At 70.7% G+C, this 12,185-nt stretch carries 10 protein-coding genes; 9 read left to right on the top strand and 1 reads right to left on the bottom strand.

Annotated features, from left to right (window positions below):
• The first annotated feature begins 24 nt into the window (after positions 1 to 24).
• The 6 genes from ACH4XV_RS35420 (at position 25) to ACH4XV_RS35395 (ending at position 5,084) form a co-directional block, all read left to right on the top strand.
• On the top strand, positions 25 to 1,170 hold the full coding sequence (locus tag ACH4XV_RS35420; protein ID WP_395796471.1) for a 4Fe-4S dicluster domain-containing protein: 1,146 nt from the start codon (positions 25 to 27) through the stop codon (positions 1,168 to 1,170).
• Positions 1,167 to 1,631, top strand: coding sequence for a cyclic nucleotide-binding domain-containing protein (locus ACH4XV_RS35415; RefSeq protein ID WP_395796469.1), 465 nt, complete (start codon positions 1,167 to 1,169; stop codon positions 1,629 to 1,631). The genes ACH4XV_RS35420 and ACH4XV_RS35415 overlap by 4 nt, the downstream gene beginning before the upstream one ends.
• Positions 1,628 to 2,425, top strand: a complete 798-nt coding sequence (locus tag ACH4XV_RS35410; protein ID WP_395796467.1) for an FAD/NAD(P)-binding protein — start codon at positions 1,628 to 1,630, stop codon at positions 2,423 to 2,425. Before ACH4XV_RS35415 ends, ACH4XV_RS35410 begins: the two co-directional genes overlap by 4 nt.
• A 2-nt stretch (positions 2,426 to 2,427) precedes the next feature.
• The gene (locus ACH4XV_RS35405) at positions 2,428 to 3,234 is read left to right on the top strand and encodes an oxidoreductase (protein ID WP_395796465.1); all 807 of its coding nucleotides are present in this window, start codon (positions 2,428 to 2,430) and stop codon (positions 3,232 to 3,234) included.
• On the top strand, positions 3,231 to 4,610 hold the full coding sequence (locus tag ACH4XV_RS35400) for a Ni/Fe hydrogenase subunit alpha (RefSeq protein WP_395796464.1): 1,380 nt from the start codon (positions 3,231 to 3,233) through the stop codon (positions 4,608 to 4,610). Before ACH4XV_RS35405 ends, ACH4XV_RS35400 begins: the two co-directional genes overlap by 4 nt.
• 126 nt (positions 4,611 to 4,736) lie before the next feature.
• Positions 4,737 to 5,084, top strand: a complete 348-nt coding sequence (locus ACH4XV_RS35395; RefSeq protein ID WP_395796462.1) for a TlpA family protein disulfide reductase — start codon at positions 4,737 to 4,739, stop codon at positions 5,082 to 5,084.
• A 155-nt stretch (positions 5,085 to 5,239) separates the two neighbouring features.
• Here the strand turns inward: ACH4XV_RS35395 and ACH4XV_RS35390 are convergent, their stop codons facing one another.
• Positions 5,240 to 5,890, bottom strand: coding sequence for a hypothetical protein (locus ACH4XV_RS35390; protein ID WP_395796460.1), 651 nt, complete (start codon positions 5,888 to 5,890; stop codon positions 5,240 to 5,242).
• A gap of 520 nt (positions 5,891 to 6,410) precedes the next feature.
• On the opposite strand from ACH4XV_RS35390, the gene ACH4XV_RS35385 reads away from it, so the two are divergent.
• The 3 genes from ACH4XV_RS35385 to ACH4XV_RS35375 all read left to right on the top strand — a co-directional run bounded on the left by ACH4XV_RS35385 (position 6,411) and on the right by ACH4XV_RS35375 (position 12,157).
• Entirely contained in the window at positions 6,411 to 9,542 is a 3,132-nt protein-coding gene (locus tag ACH4XV_RS35385) for an amino acid adenylation domain-containing protein (protein ID WP_395796458.1), read from the top strand.
• A 25-nt stretch (positions 9,543 to 9,567) separates the two neighbouring features.
• Complete coding sequence (locus tag ACH4XV_RS35380; RefSeq protein WP_395796456.1) at positions 9,568 to 10,836, top strand: FAD-dependent oxidoreductase; 1,269 nt, start codon at positions 9,568 to 9,570, stop codon at positions 10,834 to 10,836.
• A gap of 94 nt (positions 10,837 to 10,930) precedes the next feature.
• Positions 10,931 to 12,157: an aminotransferase class I/II-fold pyridoxal phosphate-dependent enzyme gene (locus ACH4XV_RS35375; protein ID WP_395796454.1), complete on the top strand. Its 1,227-nt coding sequence runs from the start codon at positions 10,931 to 10,933 to the stop codon at positions 12,155 to 12,157.
• Positions 12,158 to 12,185 lie beyond the last annotated feature (28 nt).

Below are 12,185 nucleotides of genomic sequence, written 5' to 3'. Positions count from 1 at the left end.
GGATCGCGATGCGGAGGTCGGCGAATGACGCAGTGCGACGACGTGGTGATCGACAAGGACGGTCTGGACGCCCTGATCACCATCCTCGCCCGGCGGGGGCGCACGGTCATCGGGCCGACCGTCCGCGACGGCGCGATCACCCTCGCCGAAATCTCCGGCGGCACGGACCTGCCCTACGGCTGGGGAGTGGACCTGGAAGCCGGACGCTATCGACTCGTCCCGCGCGAGGACGGTGCCGCGTTCGCGCACAGCGCGGGCCCACAGTCGTGGAAGACGTTCCTGCATCCGCCGCGGGTACGCGAGTGGAGCGCCGACCGCACCGCCGACGGCACGGTAGTGGTGACGCCGGACGACACCCCGGTGCCGGCATACGCCTTCCTCGGCGTGCGTCCCTGCGACCTGCGAGCCATCGCCGTTCAGGACCGGGTTCTGAGCGGCGGCCGGTACAGCGACTCGGCCTACCGCCGCCGCCGGGACCGCGTGTTCCTGGTGGCGGTGGAGTGCACAGAGCCCGGAGCCACCTGCTTCTGCGTGTCGATGGAGTCCGGCCCCGCCGTGGGACAGGGGTATGACCTCGCCCTCACCGAGGTGCTCGACGCCGACGGCCACCGCTTCCTGGTCCGAGCCGCAAGCGGGGAAGGAGCGGCGGTCCTCGCCGAACTGCCCGGCCGCGCCGCCGACCCTGCCACCCGCTCCGCCGCCCGGGAGCGGGTCGCCGAGGCGGCCGACCGCATGGGTCGAACGATGCCACTCGTCGACCTGCGCACACTGATGCGCGAGACCCTGGACGCCGAGCGCTGGGACGACGTGACGGCCCGTTGCCTGACCTGCGGCAACTGCACGATGGTGTGCCCGACCTGCTTCTGTACCACCGTCGAGGACGTCACCGACCTCACCGGCGACCACGCCGAACGGTGGCGGCACTGGGAGTCCTGCTTCGACCGGGACTTCACCCATCTTTCGACCGGCCCGGTCCGCGACTCCGCGCGCAGCCGATACCGGCAGTGGGCCACCCACAAGCTCGGCACCTGGCACGACCAGTTCGACAGCTCCGGTTGCGTCGGATGCGGTCGCTGCATCGTGTGGTGCCCCACCGGCATCGACATCACGGAAGAGGCCCACGCGCTCCATCGGGAACGCGAGCAGGGCCGGGGACGGGAAGTGGGATGAGCGTGGCCCGGTACGGCTTCCTCGGCGCCCTCGCGCCCCTGCACCGCGAGCGGTTGCTCGCCTTCGCGCGGGAGGTGCGCTTCCCTGCCGAGACCCGCGTCTTCGAGGAAGCGGGCCCCGCCGACCGATTCTGGCTCGTCCGCTCGGGACTGGTCGCGCTGGACATCCACGTCCCTGGCCGCCGCGCAACCGTCGTGGAGACCCTGGGGCAAGGCGAACTGCTGGGCTGGTCCTGGTTGTTCGAGCCCTACCGGTGGCACCTCGGCGCGCGTTGCCACGCCGGAGTCACCGCGTACGAGTTCGACGCCGATCCGATCCGTGCCGCCTGCGAGGAGGACACCGACTTCGGACTCGCGCTCACGCACTGCGTCGCCGAGGTCATCGCTCGCCGACTGAAGGCGACGCGCACCCGCCTGCTGGACCTGTACGGACCCCCCGGCAGCGGCGGCGCGACACCATGACCACGCCCGTCCCGTACCGCGTGGTGGCGCGCCGGGTCGATACGCCGGACACCGCGACGATCGCCCTGGAACCCGCCGGAGCGTCCCTTCCGCCCTTCACCCCGGGCCAGTTCGCCATGGTGTACGCCTTCGGCGTCGGCGACATCCCCCTGTCGGCCTGCGGCATCGACGGCCCACGCCTGACGCACACCGTCCGCGCCGTCGGAGCCGTCTCCGGCGCGCTGCACGGCATGCGAGTCGGCCAAACCGTCGGGGTGCGCGGCCCCTTCGGCACCGGATGGGAACTGTGCGAAGCCGAAGGACACGACCTGCTCGTGGTGGCCGGGGGTATTGGCCTCGCGCCGCTGCGTCCCCTCGTGCTGGCCGCACTCGCCACACCCGAACGCCACGGACGCCTGAACGTACTCGTCGGAGGACGGACACCCGGCGAACTGCTCTATCCCGACGAGCCCTGGCAGGCCACGGCCCGGGTCCGCGTCACCGTCGATCGCGCCGGCCCCGAGTGGACCAAAGACGTCGGCCTGGTCACGACGCTGATCGACCGGGCCGAATTCGATCCGCCGCGGACGGCGGCGTTCGTCTGCGGGCCCGAACCGATGATCCGAGCCACCGCCGCCGACCTCGTGCACCGCGGCGTCGCCCCGGACCGGATCCGGGTCTCGCTGGAGCGCACGATGCACTGCGGCACCGGACACTGCGGGCACTGCCAACTCGGCCCACTACTGCTCTGCCGCGACGGCCCCGTCGTCGACTGGATCCATGCCGAACCCCTACTCGCGGTCCGGGAGTTGTGACAATGCCCGACAACGGCACGCCGGGCGAAGGCCATCCGCGCCCAAAACTCGCCGTATGGAAGTTCGCCTCCTGCGACGGCTGCCAACTCACCCTGCTGGACTGCGAGGACGAACTCCTCGGTATCGCCGCGCACGTCGACATCTCACACTTCCTCGAAGCGTCCAGTGCCGTCGCACCCGGACCCTACGACCTGTCCCTGGTCGAAGGATCGGTGACCACCGAGCGGGACATCGAGCGGATCCGGCACGTGCGAGCCGTCTCACGCCGCCTGGTGACCATCGGCGCCTGCGCGACCGCCGGTGGCGTCCAGGCCCTGCGCAACTACGCCGACGTCGCCGAATTCCAGGCCGTCGTCTACGCCCGACCGGACTACGTCGCCACCTTGGCCACATCCACCCCCATCGCCGCCCACGTCCCCGTCGACTTCGAGCTGCGTGGTTGCCCCATCGACCGCGGCCAGTTGCTGGAGGTCATCACCGCCCACCTGGCCGGACGCACGCCCGGTGTACCGCGACACAGCGTCTGCTTCGAGTGCAAGCAGCGCGGCACCACCTGTGTGACGGTGGCTCACGGCACCCCCTGTCTCGGCCCGGTCACCCACGCCGGATGCGGCGCGCTGTGCCCCACGTTCGGGCGCGGCTGCTATGGCTGCTTCGGCCCCGCCGACTCCACGAATTTCCCCGCCTTCATTCCGCTGCTTCGACGCGACGGCATGGACACCCTCGACGTGGTGCGTGTGCTGCGCACATTCAACGCCGCTGCCGAGGAATTCGACGCGGCCTCCCGCGAGGAGGAAGAGTCCCGGTGACCCATCGCGGCTCACGCGTGTTGCACGTCGGTTCACTCACCCGGGTGGAGGGCGAGAGCGCGCTGCACCTGAACCTGGACGGCGACCGAGTCGTCGAAGCCCGGTTGGCCATCTACGAACCCCCTCGCTTCTTCGAGGCGTTCCTGCGCGGACGCTCCTACACCGAACCACCCGACATCACCTCCCGAGTCTGCGGGATCTGCCCCGTCGCCTATCAGTCGAGCGCCTGCCGCGCGGTCGAGGACGCCTGCGGTGTCGTGGTGGACGGACAACTCGCCGCCCTGCGACGCCTGCTCTACTGCGGTGAGTGGATCGAGAGCCAGACTCTGCACATCCACCTGCTCCACGCCCCCGACTTCCTCGGCCGCGACAGCGCCATCGACCTGGCCCGTACCCACCGCGCCGACGTCGAACGCGGCCTGCGGCTCAAGCAAGCCGGAAACGCGATCCTCGAACTGCTCGGCGGCCGGGCGATCCACCCCGTCAACGTCCGCCTCGGCGGCTTCCACCGCGTCCCGTTCCCGGCCGAACTACGACCCCTGGCACAGACGTTGCGCCGAGCCCGGGACGACGCCGCGCAGACGGTGCGCTGGGTGGCCGGCTTCGAGTTCCCCGACGCCGGCTGCGACCACGACCTCCTCGCCCTGGCACAACCCGGCAGCTACGCCATCGAAGCCGGCACGCCGACGGTCATGCCGGCCCCGCGCACCGCCGGCCTGCGCCCGGACAGCGACCGGGCACTGCCCACGCGCACATTCGCCGTCTCCGCGTTCGACGACCACGTCGTCGAACACCCGGTGCCGCACTCCACCGCGCTGCACTCGCGACTCGACGGACGCCGCCACCTGACCGGTTCACTCGCCCGCTACGCCATCAGCGGGCGTTGGCTGTCCCCGCTCGCGCTCCAAGCCGCCCTGGAGGCGGGACTCGGCGACCCCCGACAGGGCACGGTCTGCCGAAATCCCTACCGCAGCATCATCGTCCGCGCCGTCGAGGTGCTCTACGCCGTCGACGAGGCACTGCGCCTGATCGAATCCTACGAACCCCCTCCGCGCGCCGCCGTCGACGTACCACCGCGCGCCGGCACCGGCCACGGCGCCACCGAAGCGCCACGCGGTCTGCTCTACCACCGCTACACCCTCGACGCACAAGGGACCATCACCGACGCCTCCTTGGTCCCGCCCACCGCGCAGAACCAGGGGGCGATCGAAGAGGACCTGCGCCGCCAGGTCCAGGACCGACTGATCGGCGGCGAGGCGACCGACGCCGCGCTGACCACCCTGTGCGAACGGGTGATCCGCAATCACGACCCGTGCATCTCCTGCTCCGCCCATTTCCTCGACCTGACCGTCGACAGGACCGCAACCGCCCGTTGACGGCACGCACTGCGAACGGGGGAGTCCGGGGCCAGGCCGCGGTGTGGCGAGGCGTTCCGTCCAACGTGACGCACTGCAATGAACCCGGCCGCACGCCCCGCCGTATACCCCCGTGGAGAACCAGCCTTGAAGGTCCCCTCGTCGACGGGCAAGGGCAGAACGACAGCGTTCTTCTCGCCGAACTGTCCCGCGTGTACCGAGCGTTTGCCGCGATTCGTCGAGGCGGCCCGACGCGAGAGCGGTCGCAACGTGCTCGCCGTGCTGCACGGCGACGCCGCGGCGACCCGCGCACAGGTGGCGGCCCTTCGCGACATCGCTCGCGTCGTGGTCGAGGCGTCACCCGAACGCCCGCTGGGTACCGCCTTCGCGATCACGGGGTATCCGGCGTTCGGCTTGGTCGACGCGCACGGGACGGTGACCGCGACGGGCCTCGACCCCGAACGACTCACCGCGCCCGCCCGCTCGACGGCCTGACCGGACCCGACCCCGGCGCCGGATCCGGGGCAGCGGTACCCCGGACCCGACGGAAGGCGCCTGTGGCGTCGCCCTCGGCCACCGTCTTCGGGCCGCCGAGTGCTCTGCGATCGCACGCCGCGCCGCGATCGTGCCCCGGGCGGTGTCGTCCGGGGTCACTTGTCGTGCACGAAACCCCAGTAGTCGGCGACGATCGAGTCGAGTTGGCGGGCAGCCTCGAGGATGTCCTCGGGGTCCTCGCCGTGCTCCAGCCCGTAGGCGATCGTCTCGGCGGACTTGTCGACGAACTCCGGGGACGGTCCGCTTCCCCACCACTCCATGTACTCGATGAGCGGTACCGGTATGTTGCCCAACTTGCGGGCCGCAGACGCGATTTGGGCGTAGAGCGGACACCAGACGGCGAGGTCGCCGTGCACGTACAGCGCCACCCCGCCGGGCTTGCCGAGCATGCCCGGCGCGATCAGACTGCCGACGGCGCGGGCCAGGCGTCCGCTGGTGGCGACGGAGAATTCCTCGGGCCGCAGGTCGACCGACCGAGCCGCCTCGGCCAGCAACAGGCGTGCCTGCGCCAGGGTCTGCACGATGAGGGCGAAGAGGTTCAAAGGCGCGTCGTCGTGGTGGCGTGCGACCAGGAGTCCGTAGGTGACCAGTTCGGCCTCCTGGCAGTTGAACTCCGCGATCACCAGGCGCCGGAGCAGTTCCCGGTCCACGTCTCCCGCGCGTACGCGTGCGACGGTCTCGTTGCCCTCGATGCAGCGTTCGACATCGGGTCGCATGGTTTCGATCAACTGTTCGACATTCATCATGGTCCTTTCGGGGGCCAGTGCCCGGCGATGATCCTTTTCGGAAATCTTGACATCGAAAGGAGTCGCCGAGGCCTATCCGTGGATCGGCTTCCGGATCGGTCCGAATATGGCGATCTCCTTCGCCGGGGCGGCTACCCGGCCGCAGCGATACCAATCGAACGCCGGACATCCGAGTGCAAGAAATTCGACGCCGACAGAACGCGTTCCACTTTTGCCTCGACGCGAAGCCGCCTGCCACGGATTCGATGTGCTCCGCGCGCCACGATTGCGCCTATAACCGCAGGTCAGTGATCAGATCGATATCTGATCACATATTCCTCGAAGCGTCACGCCGGCTTGATTCCGATGATCGAAGCCATGAAATGCAGCACGCGAGTGAAGGGAGTGCCTGGAGAACCGCCAGAGTTGTTCCCGCGGGCTGGTCCCAAGAATTTTCGGACAATATTCGCCGAAAATGCATCGGATCTGGAAAACGGTGAAGACGTTTCAGCGACCCTCCACCAAGAGACGGGAATCCCCCATGTCAGCCCCCGATCGGGACGACACTTCGCGCGCGCGCCATGTGGCCGTGGTGCGCGAGATCAACAATGTGCACACCGACTATCCGCGCGAGGCGACCGTGCACGAACTGTTCGCCCGCCAGGCGGAGCGCACCCCGGACGCACCCGCGATCGTGCGCGGCGACCGTCGCCTGACCTATCGCGAACTGCACGCGGACGTGGAGCGGTTGTCCGACCGACTGGTCGCCGAGGGCGTACGGCAGGGCGACGTGGTGGCGGTGGTGTTGCCGCGGTCGATCGAGTGCGTCACCGCGGTCCTGGGCGTGCTGAGCTCCGGCGCGGCCTATCTGCCCCTGGACCCGGACTACCCCGAACGCCGCTTGACCCAGACCCTCGCCGACGCCGAGGTGCGGCTCGCGATCAGCGACGAGAGCCACCGCGCGTCGCTGGACGACCTGGTCGATGGCCCGGCCGTGGTGGACGTGCACGACCTGCCGGAGTCCACCGGCGCCGCACGCTCGGTCCGCGTCGGGCCCGACGACCCCGCCTATGTCATCTACACCTCCGGCTCCACCGGCGCGCCCAAGGGCGTGGTCGTCTCGCACCGGGGACAGGTCCGACTGGTGCGCGAGGGCGACCCGCGCCTGCGCCTGTCGTCGCGCGATGTGCTGTTGGCCACCACCAATCCGACGTTCGACGTCTCCTGCTTCGAGATGTTCGCCGCCCTGCTCAACGGGGCGTGCCTGGTCGTGGCGGAAGTCGACACGCTCCTGGCGGCCGACTCGCTGGCGGAGGTGTTGCGCGCGGAGCACGTGACGGTCATGTGGCTGAGCGCGGGGCTGTTCCATCAGATGGCCATGGTGCGTCCGGCGATGTTCGCCGGTCTGCGCACGCTGATCGCGGGCGGCGACGCGCTCTCGCCGGAAGCGGTGCGCCGTGTCCTGGCCGAGGGCCCTCCCGGGGCGCTGCTCAACGGCTACGGGCCCACCGAGAACGCGTCGCTGTCCACCGTGCACGTGATCACCGAACTCGCCCCGGACGCCCGGACGGTGCCGATCGGCACGCCGGTCGCCAACTCCACCGCGTACGTGCTCACCTCCGACGGCGAACTCGCCGACGCGGGCGAGAGCGGCGAACTGTGGGTCGGCGGCGACGGCGTGGCGCTGGAATACCTCGGCAGGCCGAAGGCGACCGAGGACCACTTCGTGAAGGATCCCTTCACCCCGGACGCCTCCGGGCGGCTGTACCGCACCGGTGACCTGGCCCGGTGGCGCGAGGACGGTGTCCTGGAATTCCTCGGACGGCGCGACCGGCAGGTCAAGGTCCGCGGCTACCGGATCGAACTCGACGAGATCGAGGCGCACCTGACCCAGCACGACGACGTGCGCGAGGCGGCGGCGGTCGCCTCGCACGAGGGCGACCGGGAATCGCTGATCGCCTGGGTGACCGCGGTCGAGGGAGCCGACGCCGACGAACTGCCCGGGGAATTGCGCGACTACCTGCGTGACCGGCTGCCCGAGTACATGGTGCCGCGGCCGATCCTGGTGCGCTCTTCGTTGCCGCTGGCCGACTCGGGCAAGCTCGACCGGCGGCGTCTGCTGTGCGAGGCGCAGGAGCATGCCGAGGCCGACCGTGCCGAGGGTCCGGATCCGCGCACACCCGTGGAGAAGGCGACGGCCGAGGTGTGGTCGGAGGTCGTCGGGGTCGAGACCATCGGCCGCGACACGGACTTCTTCGCCCTGGGCGGGAACTCGCTCCAGGCGACTCGCGTCGCGGCGGCCTGTCGTGCCCGTTTCGACCTTGATCCCGGGAACAGCCGGTTCCTGATCCGCGTCCTGCTCGACAACCCGACGCTGGGCGCGTTCGCCGCACGTGTCGCGTCACTGATCGAGGACCCGGGGCAGGACACCGCCGAGGACGCGGTGGACTTCGAGGCCGAGGCGCGGTTGGACCCCGATCGGCGTTTTCCCTCCGCGCAGGAACCCCCCGCCACCGGCCGGCTGGTGTTCCTCACCGGCTCCACCGGGTTCCTGGGCACCTACCTGCTCGACGCCCTGCTCGACGACGACGTCGCCGACAAGGTCGTGTGCCTGGTCCGGGCGCCGAACCGAGACCGGGGCCGGCGCCGACTGGCCGCGCGCATGCGTCGCTACGGACTCGACCCGAGCCGCCTGGACGAACGCGTCACCATCGTGCTCGGCGATCTGAAGCAGCCGCGGTTCGGCCTCGACGAGGCCGCGTTCGACGCGCTGAGCGCGTCGGTCGACACGATCCTGCACGCCGGTTCGCAGGTGAACTTCGCCTACCCCTACGCGGCACTGCGCGAGAGCAACGTGGGCGGCACCCGTACCGTGCTGGATCTCGCCTCGCGCGGCACCGCCAAGATCCTGCACTACGTGTCCACCATCGCGGTGATCGCCGGCTTCGGCGTCTCCGGCGTCGACCGGGTGGAGGAGGACGAACCGCTGCGTTTCGGCGACCGGATCTCGCTGGGCTACCCCGAGAGCAAGTGGGTGGCCGAGCGGTTGGTGGCACAGGCCGCGCAACAGGGCCTCGCGACGGCCGTGTACCGACCCTACGAGATCACCGGAACCACCGACGAAGGCATCTGGAACACCGACACGATGATGTGCGCGCTGTTCCGCAGTATCGCCGAGACGGGCCTGGCCCCCGACATCCCGCTGCCGCTGGACTTCGTACCCGTCGACTACACCGCACGCGCCATCGTGCACATCCTGGCCCGACAGGCCGCGTGGGGACACGCCTACAACATCGCCAACCCGCACGACGCGCGCCTTGGCGTGTTGGTGGAGCGGCTGCGGGCGATGGGCTACCCCATTCGCACCGTCTCCTACGACGAATGGGTCTCGTACATGGCGGCCCTGACCGCGCGCGATCCCGACCAGCCGATGGCGCCGTTCATGCCGATGTTCCTGGAGTCCGCGCACGACGCGGACATCTCGGTGAAGGAGATGTACTTCGCCGGCACCTTCCCGGACTTCGGCCGCGCCAATCTCGACGAGGCCCTGGCCGACTCGGGATTGACCTGCCCTCCGGTCGACGCCGACCTGCTGGACATGTATCTGCGCTACTTCGTCTCGTCCGGCTTCCTGCGACCGCCCGAGCACCCGGATCGAACGCACGCGCGCTGACCGCATCCAACCCAGGGAGAAGAACATGCGCATCGCCGTCATCGGCGCGGGCATCGCCGGGCTGACCGCCGCCTGGCTGCTCGACGAGGAACATCGAGTCACCGTCCACGAGGCCGCCGACCGAGTCGGCGGCAACATCCACACCGTCCCCGTCAAGGGCGCCGGTGACGGCGCCCTGCCCGTCGACCTCGGCGCCCAACTGCTTTCCCCCACCGCATACCCCTGTCACACCGCCCTGCGCCGGGCCCTGGGCCTGGCGGCCGACCACACCCTGAACGTCCCGATGACCGCCACGTTCGCGCGGGCGGGACGCGCGACGCCGACGTTGGTCACCGACGACTCCCCGGCGGACGAGGCCACCGGCCGCACACCGGTGAGCGGCCCGGCCGCCGCGACGTTCGCGACCCTGCTCGCCGACGTGGCCCGCCTGGACGCCGAGAACGGCCCCGTCACCACCACGGTCGCCGAACTGGCCGCCACGCTGCCGCCCGACGAGGTACGGGGCACCTTTCTGGCCTGGTGCGCCTCTCTCGTCGGTTGCACGCTCGACCAGGCCGCCGAGGTTCCCGCACGGGCGCTCGCCGTCTGGACCACCGGAGCCTCCCCCGAACACCCCGACGCCGCACCCGTGTGGCATCTGCTCGCCACCGGACTGGGAGAGATCGCCACCCGCATCGCCGCCTCGCTCCACACCGCCGTCCGCGTCGGCACGCCCGCGCACTCGATCGAGATCCGGGACGGCCGTCCGCACCTGCACGACGCCACCGGAACCACCGACTACGACGCGATCGTCGTGGCGACGCCGGCCCCGCAAGCCCACGATCTGCTCCGGCGCTGCCCCGATCTCCGGTCCCCGGCAACCCATTTGGCGTCGTACGAGTACGTCCCCACCACCGTGGTCCTGCACCGGGACCCCGTCCACATGCCCCCCGACCCGGCGCACTGGTCCACCACCTGCGTCACCGTGGACGAACCGTGGGCCGAGAGCACGGTATGGCTGGGCCCGGTCCTGGGCACCGACGTCTTCAAAAGTTGGGTCACCCACCGCAACGAGCCGCAGGACGTCATCGCCCGCGCCGAATACCGACAACTGCGCCCCACCGTCGCCGGATCGTTGGCGACCCACGCGCTCGGGGCCCATCAGGGCCGCCACGGCGTGTACTTCGCGGGAAGCCACCTCGCGACCGCCGACAGCCAGGAGGGAGCGGTGCGCTCGGCGATCGACGCGGTGCGCCCACTGATCTCCACCGCGGGTCGGTACGCCCTGCTCACCGCCGGTGCCGCCCGACACTGACCGCCCCTCTCGCGCGGCGCCGACACGTCGTCGACGCGCGGGCCCGGCGGCGGTGGACGCCACCGGGCCCGCGCACATCCCCAGGAATCCCATCATGGCTCTGAAGACCGCCGCCCGTATCTCCACCATCTCCTACGACATCCGCGGTCCGCTGGCCGCTCTCGCCGACGAACTCGAAGGGCAGGGGCGCGACATCATCCGCCTCCACCTGGGCGACCCGGCCGAACACGGCGTCGCCGCGCCGGCGGCCGTGCTCGACGCCGTGCGGCGCGACCTCGACGCCTCGTGCGGATACGCCCACTCCCAGGGCATACCGCAGGCCCGAGACGCGGTCACCGCCTACTACCAGGACCGCGGAATCGACGCCATCGACCCCGACGACGTCACCCTGGGCAACGGCGTCTCGGAACTCGTCCAGGTCGCCCTGCACTCCCTGCTCGACCCCGGCGACCAAGTCCTGCTGCCGGCCCCGGGATACCCGCTGTGGGCCGCGGCCGTGACCCTGGCCGGCGGAACACCGGTGCACTACCGCTGCGACGAAGAGGCCGACTGGAGCCCCGATCTCGCCGACCTGCGCGCCCGGACCGGACCGCGGACGGTGGCGCTCGTCGTCAACTCGCCCCACAACCCCACCGGAGCGGTGTGGCCCGCCCCCGTGCTCCACGCCATGGTCGAACACGCCCGCGCACACGAGCTGACGCTGCTGTCCGACGAGATCTACGCCCACATCCTCTACGACGCCTCGCACACCATCCTCGCCGGCCTCGCGCCCGACCTGGCCTGCCTCACCTTCGGCGGCCTGTCCAAGACTCACCGGATGCCCGGATTCCGCGTCGGCTGGATGCTGCTCACCGGTCCACGCCGACACACCGCCGAATACGCGCGCGCACTCCACCTGATCGCGTCGCTGCGCCTGTGCCCCAACGTGCCCGCGCAACACGCGATCGTGCCCGCGCTGCGCGACATCGAGCGGACCGAGAGGGAGCTGACCGGGCCCGGCGGTGTGCTGCGCGAACGACACCGGAGTGCGTGGCGGGCGCTACGCGGGCTGCCCGACGTCGGCTGCGTCCGACCGCGAGGCGCGTTCTACCTCTTCCCCCGCCTGCCGCCGGGCCGCCGAGACGAGCCGTTCGCCCACGAACTCCTGTGCACGCAAGGGGTGTTGGTCGCCCCCGGCAGCGGCCTGCACCACCCGAAGGGCGACCACATCCGGTTGACGAGCCTGGCCGAGCCCGCCCGCTTCGCCGAAGCCGTCACCCGGATCGGCCGCCAACTCGACTCCCCGAGCGGGTCGCCGACGACCCGCTCGTCCCGCCGGTAGGACGCGGAACGAGTCCGCCGACACACGG

Source organism: Embleya sp. NPDC020630 (genome assembly GCF_044334985.1).
In the GTDB taxonomy this organism is placed as follows: Bacteria; Actinomycetota; Actinomycetes; order Streptomycetales; family Streptomycetaceae; genus Embleya.
Note: the sequence above shows the minus strand (reverse complement) of the source record. Positions and strands in the feature narration are given on the sequence as shown.